Origin of the sequence: Streptomyces griseofuscus, assembly GCF_014673495.1 — a bacterium.
Taxonomy (GTDB): domain Bacteria; phylum Actinomycetota; class Actinomycetes; order Streptomycetales; family Streptomycetaceae; genus Streptomyces; species Streptomyces murinus.
The window spans coordinates 7,064,147-7,082,129 of sequence record NZ_CP051006.1; the positions used below are offsets into that span (position 1 = coordinate 7,064,147).

General features: G+C 74.4%; 8 protein-coding genes. 7 read left to right on the forward strand and 1 reads right to left on the reverse strand.

Annotated elements, in window-relative coordinates:
* Nucleotides 1-67 precede the first annotated feature (67 nt).
* Nucleotides 68-1,246, forward strand: coding sequence for an elongation factor Tu (tuf, locus tag HEP81_RS32190; RefSeq protein WP_037658066.1), 1,179 nt, complete (start codon nucleotides 68-70; stop codon nucleotides 1,244-1,246).
* Between the two features lie 30 nt (nucleotides 1,247-1,276).
* Nucleotides 1,277-2,122: a spermidine synthase gene (locus HEP81_RS32195; protein WP_037658064.1), complete on the forward strand. Its 846-nt coding sequence runs from the start codon at nucleotides 1,277-1,279 to the stop codon at nucleotides 2,120-2,122.
* A 45-nt stretch (nucleotides 2,123-2,167) separates the two neighbouring features.
* Here HEP81_RS32195 and HEP81_RS32200 read toward each other — a convergent pair whose 3' ends face one another.
* Nucleotides 2,168-3,283 carry a DUF8017 domain-containing protein gene (locus tag HEP81_RS32200; RefSeq protein ID WP_037658061.1) on the reverse strand — a complete coding sequence of 372 codons (1,116 nt, stop codon included), beginning with the start codon at nucleotides 3,281-3,283 and terminating at the stop codon, nucleotides 2,168-2,170.
* Nucleotides 3,284-3,423: 140 nt separating this feature from the next.
* Here HEP81_RS32200 and HEP81_RS32205 point away from each other — a divergent pair, with 140 nt between their 5' ends.
* From HEP81_RS32205 to HEP81_RS32225, 5 genes are all read left to right on the forward strand, one after another.
* Nucleotides 3,424-3,876 carry a DUF4442 domain-containing protein gene (locus HEP81_RS32205; protein ID WP_037658059.1) on the forward strand — a complete coding sequence of 151 codons (453 nt, stop codon included), beginning with the start codon at nucleotides 3,424-3,426 and terminating at the stop codon, nucleotides 3,874-3,876.
* A gap of 237 nt (nucleotides 3,877-4,113) precedes the next feature.
* Nucleotides 4,114-5,268 carry an endo-1,4-beta-xylanase gene (locus HEP81_RS32210; protein ID WP_037658057.1) on the forward strand — a complete coding sequence of 385 codons (1,155 nt, stop codon included), beginning with the start codon at nucleotides 4,114-4,116 and terminating at the stop codon, nucleotides 5,266-5,268.
* 452 nt (nucleotides 5,269-5,720) lie between these two features.
* Nucleotides 5,721-12,650 carry a type I polyketide synthase gene (locus HEP81_RS32215; RefSeq protein WP_037658055.1) on the forward strand — a complete coding sequence of 2,310 codons (6,930 nt, stop codon included), beginning with the start codon at nucleotides 5,721-5,723 and terminating at the stop codon, nucleotides 12,648-12,650.
* Between the two features lies 1 nt (nucleotide 12,651).
* Nucleotides 12,652-17,667: a type I polyketide synthase gene (locus tag HEP81_RS32220; protein ID WP_051850308.1), complete on the forward strand. Its 5,016-nt coding sequence runs from the start codon at nucleotides 12,652-12,654 to the stop codon at nucleotides 17,665-17,667.
* Nucleotides 17,664-17,981 carry an acyl carrier protein gene (locus HEP81_RS32225; RefSeq protein WP_051850307.1) on the forward strand — a complete coding sequence of 106 codons (318 nt, stop codon included), beginning with the start codon at nucleotides 17,664-17,666 and terminating at the stop codon, nucleotides 17,979-17,981. Before HEP81_RS32220 ends, HEP81_RS32225 begins: the two co-directional genes overlap by 4 nt.
* The last annotated feature ends 2 nt before the right edge of the window (nucleotides 17,982-17,983 follow it).

Here is a 17,983-nt window from a genome sequence, read left to right on the forward strand (position 1 = left end):
GGGGGAGGGTCGGCGGGCCGGCGGGGTCCCGACTTCCGTACGACAGCGAAGGCTTCGAGGTACAGCCATGTCCAAAACGGCCTACGTGCGCACCAAGCCGCACCTGAACATCGGCACCATGGGTCATGTCGACCACGGCAAGACCACCCTGACCGCCGCCATCACCAAGGTCCTCGCCGAGCGCGGCACCGGCACCTTCGTGCCCTTCGACCGCATCGACCGCGCCCCCGAGGAGGCCGCGCGCGGCATCACCATCAACATCGCGCACGTCGAGTACGAGACCGACACCCGGCACTACGCCCATGTGGACATGCCTGGTCACGCCGACTATGTGAAGAACATGGTCACCGGCGCCGCGCAGCTCGACGGGGCGATCCTGGTCGTCTCCGCGCTCGACGGGATCATGCCGCAGACCGCCGAGCACGTCCTGCTCGCCCGGCAGGTCGGCGTCGACCACATCGTCGTCGCCCTCAACAAGGCGGACGGCGCGGTCGACGAGGAACTGATCGACCTGGTCGAGCTGGAGGTCCGCGACCTGCTCACCGCGCAGGGCTACCCGGGCGACGCGGTACCCGTCGTACGCGTCTCGGGGCTGCGGGCGCTCGCGGGCGACCCGCGCTGGACGGCGTCCGTCGAGGCGCTGCTCGACGCCGTGGACACCTATGTGCCGATGCCCGAGCGGTATCTCGACGCGCCGTTCCTGATGCCGGTGGAGAACGTGCTGACCATCACCGGGCGGGGCACGGTCGTCACCGGCGCCGTGGAGCGCGGCACGCTCAACCTCGGGGACCGCGTCGCCGTGCTCGGCGCGGACGGCGTCGAGACCGTCGTCACCGGCCTGGAGACCTTCGGCAAGCCGATGCCGCAGGCGCTGGCCGGGGACAACGTGGCCGTGCTGCTGCGTGGCGTGCCCCGGGACGCGGTGCGGCGGGGGCATGTGGTGGCGGCGCCGGGCAGCGTGGCGCCGGCGCGGCGGTTCACGGCGCGGGTGTATGTGCTGTCGGGGCGCGAGGGGGGTCGGACGACACCGATCGCGACGGGGTACCGGCCGCAGTTCTACATCCGTACCGCGGATGTGGTCGGGGACGTCGACCTCGGCGCGGCGGCCGTGGCCCGGCCCGGTCAGACGGTGGAGATGACCGTCGAGCTGGGGCGGGAGGTGCCGCTGGAGCCGGGGCTCGGCTTCGCGATCCGGGAGGGCGGCCGGACGGTCGGCGCGGGCACCGTGCTGTCCGTCGGTTCGTAGGGCCCCCGCGGGGCGCGTCACAATGAACGCGTGACCGAGCAGATACCCGTCTTCCGCACCACCGACCACGGCGCCGCCAAGCTCATGCCCGATGTGGACCGGGAGCGTGCCTGGCTGCTGACGGTCGACGGGGCGCCCCAGTCCTACGTCGACCTGGGCGAGCCGACGTACCTGGAGTTCGAGTACGCGCGCCGGCTCGGGCACGCGCTGGACACGGTGGCTCCCGAGGGCCGGGCGCTGGACGTGCTGCACCTGGGCGGGGGAGCGCTGACCCTGCCCCGGTACGTCGCGGCGACCCGGCCCGGCTCACGGCAGGACGTCGTGGAGGCCGACCGGGGGCTGCTGGACCTGGTCGCCGAGTATCTGCCGTTGCCGAAGGGTGCGGGCGTCGCGGTGCACGCCGCCGACGCCCGCGCCTGGCTGTCGGCCGCGCCGGACGACGCGGCCGATGTGCTGATCGCGGACGTCTTCGGCGGCTCCCGGGTGCCGGCCCATCTCACCACCCTCGCCTACGCCCGGGAGGCCGAGCGGGTGCTGCGGCCGGGCGGGACCTATCTCGCCAACCTCGCGGACGCGGCGCCGTTCGCCTTTCTGCGCTCCCAACTGGCCACGTTCGCCGAGGTCTTCGAGGAGCTGGCGCTGGTCGCCGAGCCGGGGGTGCTGCGCGGGCGGCGGTTCGGCAACGCGGTGCTCATCGCCTCGCACCGGCCGCCGGACGTCGCCACGCTGGCCCGCCGGGTGGCGGCGGACGTCTTCCCCGCGCGGGTCGAACACGGCGCCGCCGTACGGGAGTTCATCGGCGGCGCGCGGCCGGTCGGGGACGCGGACGCGGTGCCCTCGCCGGTGCCGCCGGGCGGCTCGTTCGGCATCGGCTGAACGCCGGGCGCGGGGACGTCCGTCCGCCGCGCCCGGAGCCCCGCGTCAGTCCGACGTCGGGGTGCCGTGCAGCCGCACCGAGCCGAGGATCTTCATGATCGTGGCCTGCGGGACCTCGTCCTTGATGCCCTTGGCGCCATAGAAGTTGAACGACACGTAGTCGTGCGCCGAGTTCTGGAAGCCGAAGGTGAGGGCCTTGCCGTCGGTCGCGCACTTGCCCTTCTGCGGGGTGCCGCTCGACCTCGCCCAGGCGTAACTGCCCTTGATGCCGGACGTGGTGGTGAAGGGAGTGGCCTTCTTGTCGAAGGTGATGGTCTTCTTGTCCGGCTGGGTGTAGCCGCCGTAGACCCACCAGGCGGGGGTGTTGACGGCGATCTGGTCGGTGCTCTTCGCGCCGCTCGCGCCCTTGCTGCCGACGACCGCGAGGGGGGTGTCGTCGGTGCGGCCGTCCTTGTTGTCGTCGGACGTGCAGAACTTGGGCTGGTCCTCGGCGGTGCCCGACATCACGATCAGCGGCTTGCCGTCGGTGGACTTCTGGTCCTCGAAGCCCACCTCCAGGTCGGGCGCCTGGGCCTGCCAGTCCGAGGGCACGTCATAGGCGATGCCCCACTTGGGGTTCACCACGACCTTCCAGCCCGGCACGGTCGGCTTCTCGCTCTCCGCGGCCCGCGGGTTGTCGGTGGAGGCGGGGCTGGACGACGCCCCGGTCGGCGACTGGCTGGCCCCTGTGTGCTTGCCGTCCGCCTTGTCGTCCTTGCCGTTCTTGGACCCGCCGAGGACCAGCACACCGGTCACGCAGGCGGCGACGACCACGGCGGCTGCCGCGACGATCGCGATCAGCTTCGTACGGTTGCCGCCGCCGTTGCCGCCGCCCTTCGGGGGCTGCTGCATCGGCACGGTGGGCGGCTGCCCCCACTGCGGCTGCTGCTGCCCGTACGGGCCGGGGGCCGCGGGGTACTGACCCGGCCCCGGCTGCTGACCGGCTCCGGGCTGCTGCCCGGCCCCGGGGTGCTGGCCCCCCTGCGGGTACTGCTGGTACCCCGGCTGCTGATACGGATTCGGCTGCTGCTGATAACCCGGCTGCTGCTGATAACCCGGCTGCTGGTACGGGTTCTGCTGCGGGTTCTGCGCGCCCCCGGGCGGCTGCTGATCTGGCCACATGGCCGACAACACTAGTGCGGTGGCGGCACGGTTCGGTCACGGGCTCTCGTCAGGGCCGTAGCGAAGCGGTGTGAAGGGCATGGCGGACGGCTGGAGGCCGTGCTGGTCAGCAACGCCTACTGGCCGGTAACATCACGCCCATGACTGTTGACAGCGCCTCGATGGGCGAGATGCTTGCCACCGCGGTCCCGATGGTGCGGACCCTGAACCTGGAGTTCGTCGAGGTGACCGCGGAGCGCGCCGTGCTGCGGCTCCCGGACCAGCCGGACTACCACAACCACATCGGCGGTCCCCACGCCGGCGCGATGTTCACGCTGGCCGAGTCCGCCAGCGGCGCCATCGTGCTCACGGCCTTCGGCGACCAGCTCTCGCGCGCGGTGCCGCTCGCGGTCCGGGCCGAGATCGGCTACAAGAAGCTGGCCATGGGGCCGGTGACGGCGACGGCGACCCTGGGCCGTCCGGCGGCCGAGGTCGTCGCCGAGCTGGACGCGGGCGGCCGGCCGGAGTTCCCGGTCGCCATCGCCATCGAGCGCGAGGACGGCGCCGTCACCGGGGAGATGACGGTGGTGTGGACCCTGCGGCCGAACGGCTGAGCTGACCGCTGAAGAGGGGCCTCCGGCGTGTGCCGGGGGCCCCTTCCTCGTTCCGGGGGCCGCTAGGTCGGCGGGCCGCGCGCTTCGAAAATTTCGGTGCGGCGGCGGGAGCCGAAGTCGATGCGAGCCCTGCTGTGCAGGCCCATTGACGCGGTGAGATCGCGCGGTCTAGCTTGCACCACCGATCGAACATCGGCCCGAAACTTTCGAGGCCGACTGGACCACCGGGAGCCCGTCGTGAAGCAGCTTCGCCGCAGATCCACACTCGTCGCCGCCGGTGCCGCCGCCCTGCTGCTCGTGCCCGCCGCCGTCGCGGTCGCGGGCGGGAACAGCGGTCCGGCCGACACCTCCCTGCGGACGCTGGCGTCGAAGCAGGGCCTGCGGATCGGCACCGCGGTCGACGCGGCGAAGCTGGGCACCGACAAGCCCTACACCGACATCGTCGCCGGCCAGTTCTCCACGGTCACGCCCGAGAACGCCATGAAGTGGGAGAGCGTGGAGCCGAGCCGGGGCGTGTACGACTGGAAGCAGGCGGACGAGCTGGTGCGGTTCGCCCAGCAGCACGGCCAGGCGGTCCGCGGCCACACCCTCATGTGGCACAACCAGCTGCCCGGCTGGCTGACCACCGGCGTCGCGAACGGCACCATCACCGACACTCAGCTGCGCGACATCCTCCACCGGCATGTCACCGACGAGGTCACACACTTCAAGGGCAAGGTGTGGCAATGGGACGTGGCCAACGAGGTCTTCGCCAACGCCTGGGAGACCCCGAGGACCGACGGTCTGAACGCCGACGACTTCTGGATCGGGCATCTGGGGCCGGGTGTCGTCGCGGATGTGTTCCGCTGGGCGCACAAGGCCGACCCGAAGGCCCTGCTGATGTACAACGACTACAACATCACCGGCGAGGACGGGACCAACGTCAAGTTCCAGGCCGTGTACGACTTCGTGAAGAAGCTGCGCGCGCAGGGCGTGCCGATCGACGGCATCGGCGAGCAGGGCCACCTCGACACCCAGTACGGCTTCGACGCCCGCCGGTACCAGGACGATCTCCAGGCGTTCGGCGACCTGGGCCTGAAGGTCGCCGTCACCGAGGCCGACGTACGCACCTTCGTCGACAACGCGACCGACCAGGTGCCCACGGACGCGCTCGCCCAGTACGCCCAGCCCTACGAGTTCTCCGAACTGCTCAAGGGCTGTGAACTGGTCCGCCAGTGCGTCTCCTTCACGGCCTGGGGCGTCTACGACGGCGACTCCTGGATCCCGGACACGTTCAGCGGGGAGGGCTACGGCCTCCTCTACGACGTGAACCTGAAGCCCAAGCCGGCGTACTCCACGCTCCAGCAGGACCTGAAGCTGGCGGCGGGCACCGTCCGCCACGCGGGCGACTGAGCCGCGTCCGCATGACGGAGGGGCCCCTGAGCAGGGGCCCCTCCCGCGTTTTCCGGCGCCGGGCTCATTTCAGGTCTTCTGGCGCTTTCCGGCCCGTGCGCATCCTCGCCAGGGGCCGAAGGTCATGCGGAATTTACAGACACGGTCCTGGTGTCACGGCGTGTTGCGGCCGGGTGAGTGAAGGGTGAAGCAGGTGCGCGCTTTGACGGGCTTGTGGCGATGTGGCGCGTGGGCTCGGGTGAGCGGACGCCTGCACCGATGACCCGGAAGCGCCGATTTCTCGGCGCTTGCGGCGAATTCGGTGGCCTGGCCGGATCAAGGCCACCGCGGGCGCGCGGCGGCCGTCGTTGTTGACCCGCGAGTAGCCCCTCGCTAGTTTCCGATGCCCTCGCACCGACGAGTTCCGCCGCACAACCCCCCACCGTGCTTTTCGCCGATTGTGTCGGAGTCTCATGACCTCCCCTGTGCGCGCCCATGAACTGATCCTCTGCCTCACCCCGTTCGGAGAACCCGACGCGGGCCTCGCCGCGGCCGCCACGGGCGCCGGCGCGCTCGGCGTCCTCGATCTCGGCGACGGCGACCGAATATGCCGACAGGAGCTGTCCCGGCTGAGAAGAACCGCGCCGGGCCCGTACGGCGTCCGGGTGACCGCCCGGTGCGCCCTCACCCCGGCCGACCTGTCGGACGGCCCCGGCCTCGTCGTCCTCGCCGCGGACCTGGCAGCCGCGGACACCCCCTGGAACATCACCGAACTGGCCGCCGAATTACGGGTGTTGGCCGAGGTCGCCGACCTCACGCAGGCGCGGGCCGCGGTCCGGGCAGGGGCCCATGGGCTGATCGCCCGGGGCGCCGAGAGCGGTGGCCGAACCGGTGCGCTGAGCACTTTCGTGCTGCTCCAACAGCTGCTCGCAGACTCGGAGTTGGCCGACCCGCCCATCTGGGCCTGCGGCGGTGTCGGGCCGCGGACGGCGGCCGCCGCCATGGCGGGTGGCGCCGCCGGGGTCGTCCTCGACAGCCAGCTCGCCCTGCTGCCCGAGTCCCGGCTGCCGGAGGCGGTCCGGGCGGTGCTGCGGTCCCTGGACGGCGCGGAGACGGTGGTGATCGGCGGGCACCGGGTGCTGCGCCGCCGCGGCCCCGACGCTCCGCCGCTCCCCGCCGACGCCCCCGTGGCGATCGCCGCCCTCCTCGGCGCCCGCGACCCGGCCCGGCAGTTGCTCCCCCTCGGCCAGGACGGCTTCCTCGCCGCCCGGTTCGCCGAGCGCTGGGGGGATGTGCGGGGCGTGGTGCGGGGGATGACGGCGGCGATGCGGCCGCAGTCGGAGCCGGAGTCGGGGTGGGAGTCGGAGTGCGGGCAGGCGTTGCGGCCCGGGTCGGCGATGAGCCGGGCACTCGGGACGCGGCTGCCGGTGGCACAGGGCCCGATGACGCGGGTCAGCGACCAGGCCGGATTCGCCGCCGCCGTCGCCGAGGACGGGGCACTGCCCTTTCTCGCGCTGGCGCTCGCCGACGGCGCCCGGACCCGGGCGATGCTGACCGAGGCGCGCGCCGTCCTTGACGGCCGGCCCTGGGGCGTGGGCGTGCTCGGCTTCGCGCCCGAGGAGATCAGGAAAGCCCAGCTGGAGGTCGTACGACAACTGCGGCCCACGCACGCGATCATCGCGGGCGGGCGGCCCGCGCAGGCCGAGGCGCTGGAGCGGGCCGGGATCCGCACCTTCCTGCACGTGCCCTCGCCGGGGCTGCTGCGGCAGTTCCTCCAGGCCGGGGCGCGCAGGTTCGTCTTCGAGGGCTCGGAGTGCGGCGGGCATGTCGGGCCCCGGGCGTCCTTCCCGCTGTGGGAGGCCCAACTCGCCGTACTGGACGACTTCCTGGCCGACGCCGAACCCGGGACGGCGGCCCAGGTGGAGGTGTTCTTCGCGGGCGGCGTCCATGACGAGCGGTCCGCCGCGATGGTCGCCGCGCTCGCCGCGCCGCTCACCGGACGGGGCGCCGCGATCGGGGTCCTCATGGGCACCGCCTACCTGTTCACCGAGGAGGCCGTCGCCCACGGCGCCATCCGGCCGCTCTTCCAGGAGCAGGTCCGCGCCGCCACCGCGACCGCCCTGCTGGAGACCGCGCCCGGCCATGCCACCCGGTGCGTGCCCAGCCCCTTCACCGACGACTACCGGGACCGCGAACGCGCGTTGCGCACCGGGGGCCTGCCCGACCGCGAGGTGTGGGAGACGCTGGAACGCCTCAACGTGGGGCGGCTGCGCATCGCCAGCAAGGGCGTGGAGCGCGCGGACGACGGGGAGTTGCGCGACGTCGACGAGCAACGGCAGCTCACCGACGGGATGTTCATGGCCGGAGAGGTCGCCGTCCTGCGCTCCGCGACGACGACCATGGCGGCCCTGCACCGCTCGGTGACCGACGGCGCCGCCGACTTCCTCGCCGCCCGCGGCCGGCTCCCGGTCACCGAGTGGGAGCCGGCCCCGCCCGCGCCGCTCGATGTCGCGATCGTCGGCATGGCCTGCATGTTCCCGGGGGCACCCGACCTCGCCGCGTTCTGGGCGAACATCGTCGCCGGACGCGACGCGGTGACCGAGGTGCCCGCCGACCGCTGGGACCCGGACGTGCACCACGCCGCCGGGCACACCGCCTCGAAGTGGGGCGGGTTCCTGCCCCGCATCCCCTTCGACCCGCTGCGCTACGGCATCCCGCCCACCTCCCTCGGCAGCATCGAGCCCGTGCAGCTGCTGTCCCTCGAGGCGGCCCGGCGGGCCCTGGAGGACGCCGGATACGGCGAGCGGGGACGGGAGTTCGACCGCTCGCGCACCGCCGTGGTCTTCGGCGCGGAGGCGGGCAGCGACCTGTCCAACGCCGTGACCCTGCGGGCCGTACTCCCGTCGTACTACGGCAAGGTCCCCGACGGACTCGACGGCCAACTGCCGAAGCTGACCGAGGACTCCTTTCCCGGGATGCTCGCCAACGTCATCTCCGGCCGTATCGCCAACCGCCTCGACCTCGGCGGCGCCAACTTCACCGTGGACGCCGCCTGCGCCTCCTCCCTCGCCGCGCTCGACGTGGCCTGCAAGGAACTCGTCTCCGGCACCAGCGACGTGGTGCTGTGCGGCGGCGCCGACCTGCACAACGGCATCAACGACTACGTCCTGTTCTCCTCCGTCCACGCCCTCTCCCCGACCGGCCGCTCCCGCGCCTTCGACGCGGAGGCCGACGGCATCGCGCTCGGCGAGGGCGTCGCCTGCGTGGTGCTCAAGCGGCTCGCCGACGCCGAACGCGACGGCGACCGGATCTACGGCGTGGTCAAGGGCCTCGGCTCCGCCAGCGACGGCCGCTCCCTGGGCCTGACCGCGCCCCGCCCCGAGGGTCAGCGGGCCGCGCTGGAGCGGGCGTACCGCAATGCCGGTGTCTCGCCCGCGCAGGTGAGCCTGGTGGAGGCGCACGGCACCGGCACCGTGGTCGGCGACCGCACCGAACTCGGCATCCTCGGCGAGGTGTTCGCCGAGGCGGGCGCCCGCACCGGCGGCTGCGCGCTCGGCTCGGTCAAGTCCCAGATCGGGCACACCAAGTGCGCCGCCGGACTCGCCGGACTGATCAAGACGACCCTCGCCCTCTACACCGGGGTCACGCCGCCCACCCTGCACCTGGGGCGCCCCAACCCGGCCTGGACCGAGGACGACAGCCCCTTCGCCTTCCACACCGAAGCCCGGCCCTGGGCCCGGCCCGCGGGCGAACGCTTCGCCGGGGTCAGCGCGTTCGGCTTCGGCGGCACCAACTTCCACGCCGTGCTGGCCGCGCACGGGGACGCGGTACCGCCCCGGCAGACCCTGGACGAGTGGCCCGCCGAACTGTTCCTGTTCCGCGCCCGGGACGAGCAGAGCGCGCACCGGCAGGCGGCGGAACTCCTCGAGGCCGCCGAGGCGGACGGGCGGCCCTGGCGGCTGCGCGACCTCGCCCTCGCCGCGGCCCATCGCGCCGACACCTCGCGAGAGGCGGTCCAACTGGCCTTCGTGGCACAGGACCTGGGCCAGCTGACCGAGCGGCTGCGGGCGGTTATCGACCAGGACGGCGACCCCGACGTCCGCCGCTCGGACCCGGTCGAGGGAAAGGTCGCCTTCCTCTTCCCCGGACAGGGCAGCCAGCGCGTCGGCATGCTCAGCGAACTCCTCGTCGCGCTACCGGAGTTGCGGGACCATCTGCAACCGGACCAGGCGGACGTCGTCTATCCGCCGGCCGCCTTCGACGACACCGCGCGCGAGCGCCGCCGGACCGCCCTGACCGACACCCGGGCCGCCCAACCCGCCCTGGGCGCGGCCGGTCTGGCCGCCCACGCCTTCCTCGGCGCGGCCGGTGTCCAGCCGGATCTGGCCGCCGGACACAGCTACGGCGAACTGGTCGCCCTCGCCGCCGCCGGCGCACTCGACCCGGACACCCTGCACCGGCTCAGCATCGAGCGGGCCGCCGCGATCCTGGCGGCGGCGGGCGAGGACCCCGGCTCGATGGCGGCCGTGGGCGCGCCCGCCGAGGGCGTCCTCGGCGCCCTGCGCGACGCGGGGGCGCCGGAGTCCGTCGTCGTCGCCAACCTCAACTCGCCTCAGCAGACGGTGATTTCGGGACCCACACAGGACATCGACACAGCGGTACGGCTGCTGCGCGCGGCCGGGCTCGGCGCGAAGCGGATCCCCGTGGCCTGCGCCTTCCACAGCCCGGTGGTGGCCGGGGCGGGGGAGCGCTTCGCCGAGGCCCTCGCGGACAAGCCGGTGCGCGCGCCCGAGTTCCCGGTCTGGGCCAACCGCACGGCGGCACCCTATCCGCGGGACCCCGACGGGGTGCGTGCCGAACTCGCCGCCCAGATCGGGGCGCCGGTCGCGTTCGCCGCCCAGATCGAGGCCATGTACGAGGCGGGCGCGCGGATCTTCGTCGAGGCGGGCCCCGGTACGGTCCTCACCCGGCTCGTCGGGCAGATCCTCGGCGACCGCCCGCACCGCACGGTCGCCCCCGAGCCCCGGCCCGAGGGCGGGCTGCCCGGCTGGCTCGACGCCCTCGCCCGGCTCGCCGTCGCGGGCGTTCCGGTGCGTACCGCCCGGCTCTTCCAGGGTCGTGACGCCGTCGACGCGCTGCGCGCCCCCGCCCCCGCCCGACCCGGCTGGACGGTCGACGGACAACTGGTCCGCACCGCTGACGGAGCCCTGCTCGCCGGTGCCCTGGCACCGGCCCGACGCGTCGTGGAGACGACTGTGACCACCGACCAGCCCAACGGCACCCCCGTCGACCGGGACGCGCTGATCACCGAGTTCCTGCGCAGCGGCCGGGAGATGATCGCGGCGCAGCGGGACGTGCTGCTCACCTACTTCGGGGGGACGGGGTCGCCGCCGCCCGCCGTGGCTCCGGTCGCGGCCGTCGCGCCGGTCGCTCCCCAGGCGTTGCCCTCGGCCGAACCAGCTTTCGTAGAAGCCCAGTTGGCTCCCCCCGTGGTCCAGGAGGAGCTCCCGGCCGCGTCCGCCGAGGACGTGGGGCGGGTCGTGCTGGAGATCATCAGTGAACGCACCGGCTATCCCGTCGACATGATCGAGCCCGATCTCGATCTGGAGGCGGATCTGAGCATCGACTCCATCAAGCGGGCCGAGATCGCGGGCGAGCTGGCCAAGCGGCTGGGCATCGCCGGGGGAGCGGAGCTGCTGGACGACGCCGAGCTGGAGGAGCTGACCAAGGCACGTACGGCGGCGGCGGTGACGGCGTGGCTGGCGGCACGGGTCGGCGGCGGTACGGCATCCGGCCGACCGGAGGAACCGGCACCGGAGCCGGACGCGGCGCCGCTCGGTGTGGCTCCCCGGCGTTTCGAGATGCGGGTGGTCGAGCTGCCCGACGTCGGGCAGCAGGCCGGTTCCGACCTCGCCGGACAGCGGTTCTTCCTGCTGGGTGACGGCGGGGGAGCGGCGGCCGAGGTGGCGGCACGGCTGGACGCGCGCGGCGCGGAGGTCGTCCTGGCTGGCCAGGGGCATGTCCTCGGGGCGGCGGACGGGACGGTGCACGCGGTCGTGTACCTGGGCGCGCTGCCCGGCCCGGACCTGCCGGTGCTGCCGGACGCGTTCCCCGTGGTCAAGGCGGCGCTGACGTGCGGCGCGGACAGGCTGCTCGCCGTGCGGGCCGCGACGGGCGCGGGTGCCGTACGGGCGGCCGGGCTCGACGGGCTGTTCCGCACCGCCGCGCGGGAGTACCCGGACGTGGTCGCGCGGGTGGTGGCCGTCGGGGACGTCGCTCCGGCGGCGGTGGCCGAGGCCGTGCTCGCGGAGCTGTGCGCACCGGCGCCTGAGCCTGTTCCGGCGCCGGCATCGACGCCGGAAGCGGCAGAGGCAGGGGCAGGGGCAGGGGCAGGAGCAGGGGCCGGGGCTCCGGCTCTGCTCCCCGTCGTCCTGCGCGCCGCCGACGGCACCCGCCGGGGTCTGGACCTCCTCCCCGTCCCGCTCGGCTCCCTCGGCAGCACCGGCGCGGGCCCCGCCGGTGTCGGCACCGCGGAGGCCGCCGCGCTCGGCCTCGACCGGGACTCCGTCGTCCTGCTGGTCGGCGGCGCCCGGGGCATCACCGCCCGGTTCGCGGCGACGCTGGCCGCCGCCTGCGGCTGCCGGATCGAACTGCTCGGCCGCACCCCCGCCCCGGCCGCCCCCGAGTCCCCGGCGACCGCGGCCGCCCGCACCGCCGTCGAACTGCGGGCGGCACTCGCGGCCGCGCCCGGCGCGCCGAAGCCCGCCGAGATCAACCGGGCCGCCGAACTCCTGCTGGCCCAACGGGAGATCACCGCGACCCTCGACGAACTCACGGCGCTGGGCAGCGCGGCCCGCTATCGCGCGGTGGACTTCCGGGACCGGGACGCGGTGCTCCGGGCGGTCAAGGAGATCCACGCCGAGCACGGCCGGCTCGACGGGGTGGTGTTCGCGGCCGGGGTGATCGAGGACCGGCTGATCGCCGAGAAGTCCCCCGACTCCTTCCAGCGGGTCTACGGCACCAAGACGGCGGGCGCCGGGGCCCTGTTCGCCGCCCTGGACGACCTGCCCGGGGCGCCCGCGTTCACTGTGCTGTTCGGCAGCATCGCCGCCGTCCTCGGCAACCGGGGCCAGTGCGACTACGCCGCCGCCAACGACGCCCTGGAGACGCTCGGCGCCGACTGGGCCGCCCGCACCGGACACCGCGCGCTCACCGTGCACTGGGGCCCCTGGGCGCCGTCCGGCACACACAACGGCATGGTCGGCGCGGAACTCGGCCGCGAGTACGCCCGTCGCGGGGTGGCGATGATCGACCCCGAGGAGGGCACCGCGGCCCTGCTGCGGGAACTCGCCTGGGGCGAACCGGCGGCGCGTGCCGTCGTCTACACCGCGTCGGGCTGGTGAGATGACGAACAGTCAACTGCCCGTCGCCATCGTCGGAATGGCGGTGCTGCTGCCGGGCGCGCGCGGACTCGACGCCTACTGGCACAACCTGCGCAGCGGCGTCGACGCGATCGGCGAGGTGCCCGCGGGCCGCTGGGACGCCGACTACTACCGCCCGGCCGCCGCCGGGGCCGCCGCCCCCGACCAGGTGTACTGCCGGCGCGGCGGCTTCGTGGACAGCCTGGCCGAGGTGGAGGTCACCCGGTACGGCATCATGCCCGCCGCCGTCTGCGGAACCGAGCCCGACCAGCTGATCGCCCTCGACGTGGCCGCCGCCGCGCTCGCCGACGCGGGTGGCGAGCGCGGGCTGCCGGCCCGGGACCGGATCGGGGTGATCCTGGGCCGGGGCGGCTACCTCACCCCCGGGCTGGCCCGGCTGGACCAGCGGGTCCGCACGGCCGGCCAACTCGTGCGCACACTCGGTGAGTTGGTGCCGGATCTGTCGCCCGTCCAACTCGACCGGGTCCGGGCGGCGTTCACCGAGCGGCTCGGCCCGGACCGCCCCGAAGCCGCGATCGGCCTGGTGCCCAACCTGGCCGCCTCCCGGATCGCCAACCGGCTCGATCTGCGCGGCCCCGCCTACACCGTCGACGCGGCCTGCGCCTCCTCGCTGGTCGCCGTCGACCAGGCGGTCGGCGAACTCAGCGCCGGGCGCTGCGACATGATGCTGGCCGGGGGAGTGCACCACTGCCACGACATCACCCTGTGGAGCGTCTTCGCCCAGCTGCGCGCCCTGTCCCCGACCGAGCGCATCCGGCCCTTCCACCGGGACGCCGACGGCATCCTCATCGGCGAGGGCACCGGCGTCGTCGTACTGAAGCGGTTCGCGGACGCCGAACGCGACGGCGACCGGGTCTACGCCGTGATCCGGGGCACCGGTGTCGCAGGTGACGGCCGTACGGCGGGACTCGTCAGCCCCGACCCGGGCGGCCAGACCCGGGCCGTGCGCCAGGCCTGGCGGGCCGCCGGGCTCGACCCCGCGGCGCCCCGCTCCATCGGCCTGCTGGAGGCCCACGGCACGGCCACCCCCGCCGGTGACCGCGCCGAACTCACCACGCTCGCCGAGGTGTTCGGACCCGGCTCGGGCCTCGCCGACGAGGAGCGCCCGGTCCTCGGCTCGGTGAAGTCCATGATCGGCCACACGATGCCGGCCGCCGGGGTCGCGGGCCTGGTCAAGGCCGCCCTCGCCCTCCATCACGCCACTCTGCTGCCCACCCTGCACTGCGACGACCCCCATCCCCGTCTCGCCGCCACCCGCTTCCGCACCCTGGCACAGGCCCGCCCCTGGGACCGGGACCCGGGCGAGCCGACCCGCCGGGCCGCCGTCAACGCTTTCGGCTTCGGCGGGATCAACGCCCATGTGGTGCTGGAGGAGGCACCGGCCGCCCGACGCGCCACCGCCCCCTGGCACCCGCCCGCCCCCGCCCCGGTCGCGCGCGTCGCCGAACCCGAGCGCGTCCTGCTGCTCGCGGCCGACTCCGTCGAACGCCTCGCCGCGCTGCTGGACGCCGACGACTCCACCGTCCTGGCCGCCGGGCTCGATCCGGCCCGCGCGCATCCCGGCGCGGGACCGGCCAGGCTCGGGATCGTCGCACCGAACACCAGACGGCTCGCGCTCGCCCGCCGGGCCGCCGAGAAGGGCCGGGCCTGGCAGGGGCGCGGCGATGTATGGCTGCGGCCCACCCCGCTGCTCGGCGGCCCCGCCGACCGGCTGGCGTTCGTCTTCCCTGGTCTGGAGGGCGACTTCACACCGCCGCGCACCGATGACATCGCCGCCCACTTCGGCCTGCCCGCGCCGCAGGACACCCGGGCGGAGACCGGGGTGGGCGCGCGGGCGGGCAGCCGGGTCGAGGACATCGGGCGGCACGGGCTCGATGTCGTCGGCGTGGGCCGGCTGCTGGACCGGGCGCTGCGCGCGATGGGCGTTGTACCGGACGCGGTCGCCGGGCACAGCGTCGGCGAGTGGACGGCCATGGCGGCCGCCGGGATCTACTCACCCGGCCAAGTGGACGGTTTCATGGCCGAGTTCGACCCCGACGCGCTGACCGTCCCCGGGCTCGCCTTCGCCGCGATCGGCACCTCCGCCGCACAGGTCGAAGCGGCGCTCGCCGACGCCTGGGCGGGCTCCGGGATCGTGCTCTCCCATGACAACGCGCCCCGCCAGTCGATGGTCTGCGGACCGGACTCGGCGGTCGAGGACCTCGTACGGTCCTTCCGCGCGCAGGGCGTGATCTGCCAGGTGCTGCCCTTCCGCTCCGGCTTCCACACGCCGATGCTCGAACCGTATCTCGCCCCCATCCAAGAGGCCGCCGACCGCTTCCGGCTGCACCCGCCGACCGTCCCGGTGTGGTCCGGCACGACCGCGCGACCCTTCCCGGCGGCCGAGTCGGCCGTGCGCGCGCTGTTCGTACGGCACCTGCTGGAACCGGTGCGCTTCCGCGAGCTGACCGAGGCCCTCTACGCCGCCGGACACCGCGTCTTCGTCCAGCCCGGCCCCGGCCGTCTCACCTCCCTGATCGACGACACCCTCGGCGACCGCGACCACCTCGCGGTCCCCGCGTGCTCGCCCCACCACGACGGGCTGCCGCAACTCCGACGCGTGGCAACGGCGTTGTGGGCGGCGGGAGCGGCGGTGGTGCCGGCCCTCACGGGGACGCCGGTGGCGATGCCGACATCTGCGACGCGGCCGACACCCGCGGCGCCCGCGATCCTGGTGAACCCCGCGGGTGTCGACCGACCGCCCGTCCGACTCGACCTCGGCGGCGCGCTGGTGTCGCTGGACGGTGCCGTACTCGAAGAACTGAGGGGGGAGTTGGGGCGGCGGGGGTCCCCGGTGCCACGTCCGGTCGCGTCGAGCGCGCCCACCGCCGGCGAGCTCGCGGCCTCGGGCGCACCCACGGTCGGCGGCTTCGCTGCCCTGGGCGCACCAGCCCCCGGGGGGCTCGCCGCCCCGGGCTCACACACCGTCGACGGGCTCGCCGCTCCGGGCTCACCGGCCCTCGACGGACTTGCCGCCCGCTTCCCGGTCGCCGCCGAACTGTCCGCGCTGCTGCGGGACACCGCGGACACGGCGGCCGAGGTGATGGCGGCGGCGGAGGGCCGTACTCCGGCCGTACGGCCTCGCACCCCGACCGCGCACCCGCGCCCGCCCCACGCGACGCCACCCGCCCCCGCCGTATCCGCGGTCGCGACGCGCGCCTCCGCTGTCCCGGCGGCCGTGCTACCGCCCTCCGCCGCCCCCGCGGTCGCGACGCGCGCCTCCGTTGTCCCCGCGGCCGTGCCACCGGCGCCCGCCGTATCCGCCGTCGCGACGCGCGCCCGGGCCACCCCCACGACCTCAGCCCCGGAAAGCTCCACGACCACCACGCTCCACATCTCCCCCCGGACCATGCCCCACCTCCTCGACCACTGCTTCTATCCGCAGCGCCCCGGTTGGCCGGATCTGGAGGACCGCTGGCCGGTGGTGCCCGCGACCACGATCGTGCGGCACATGATGGACGCGGCGGAGGCGGCCGAGCCCGGGATGCGGGCGGTGGCCGTGCACGGGGCCCGGTTCGAGCGGTGGCTGACCGCCGTGCCCGCCGTGGACGTACCGATCACGGTCACCCCGGTCCCCGGGCGGCCGCACCACCTCGCCGTCTCCTTCGGGCCCACCGCCCGCGCCGTGCTCGAACTCGCCCCGCACCACCCGGCACCACCCCCACCGATGCCCCGCCCGGACGACCCCGAGCGGCGCCCCGAGCACACCGCCGCACAGATCTACCGCGAGCGCTGGATGTTCCACGGCCCGGGGTTCCAGGGCCTGACCGAGCTGTCCGCGATCGGCGAGCGGCATGTGCGCGGGGTGATCACCGCGCCCGCCGCCCCCGGCGCGCTGCTGGACAACGTGGGCCAGCTGCTCGGCTACTGGATCATGGCGACCCGCACCGAGCGGACCGTCGTCTTCCCCGTGCAGATGCGCCGGATGACGTTCCACGGGCCGCATCCGGCGCCCGGCACCCCCGTCGACTGCCTGGTGCGGATCACCACCCTCACCGACACCCTCCTCGAAGCCGACGCCCAGCTCACCGTCGGCGGCCGGGTGTGGGCCGTGCTCGACGGCTGGCAGGACCGCCGCTTCGACAACGACCCGACGACCCGCCCCGTCGAACGCTTCCCCGAGCGCCACACCCTGTCCGCCGTCCAGCCCGGCGGCTGGACGCTGCTGCACGAGCGCTGGCCCGACCTCGCCTCCCGCGAGCTGATCATGCGCAACTCGCTGGGCAGCGTCGAGCGCGCGCAGTACGCCGCCCATCCGCCCCGGGGCCGCCGCCAGTGGCTGCTCGGCCGGATCGCCGTCAAGGACGCGGTACGCCGATGGCTCTGGGAGCAGGGCGAGGGGCCCGTCTTCCCGGCCGAGATCCGGGTTCACAACGACGAGGCCGGGCGCCCCCGCGTCACCGGTGCCCACGGCCGGACCCTGCCCCCGCTGGACGTCTCCCTCGCACACCGGGCCGAGGCGGGCGTGGCGCTCGTACGGCCGCGCCGCCCGCACCCCGGCCCCGGCAGCACCGACGGCGTCGGTGTCGGCATCGACATCGAGGAGGTCGTCGCACGCGAGAGCGCGACGCTCGCCACGGCGCTCGGACCGGCGGAACTCCGGCTGCTCCGGGCGCAGTCGGGCCCGGAGGCGGAGTGGTTCGCCCGCTTCTGGGCCGCCAAGGAAGCCGTCGCCAAGGCCGAGGGCACCGGATTCGGCGGCCGGCCAAGGGACTTCAGGGTCCTGGAGGCCGCCCCCGACGGCAGCCGACTGCTCGTCTCCGGCCGGCTCGCCGACGCCTACCCGGTCCACTGCGCCCAGGCGGCCAACCCGCCCGCCCTGGCGCCCCGCGCGTACGTGGTGGCCTGGACCACCGGGCCCGCCACCGCGTCCACCACCCGGCCCACCTTCGAAGCCGCCGCACCCCACGATCCCGCAGCCGAGGAGACCCCCCGATGAACCCCCCGCTCATCCCCACCCAGCCGGCCCCCGACGCCGTCCTCGCCGACATCACCGGCATGCTCCGCGAGGTCCTGGCCGAGTACGGCGACGACGACACGGTCATCGGCATGTCCACCACCTTCAACCGCGATCTGGAACTGGAGAGCATCGACCTGGTCACCCTGGCCGGGTTGATGGAGGAGCGGTACGGCGGGCGGGTCAACCTCGCCGAGTTCCTGGCCGGGATGGAGTTCGAGGAGATCATCGAGCTGACCGTCGGCAGGCTCGTGGAGTACGTGGTGTGGAGCCTGCGAAGCGCGCAGGCGGGCTGAGC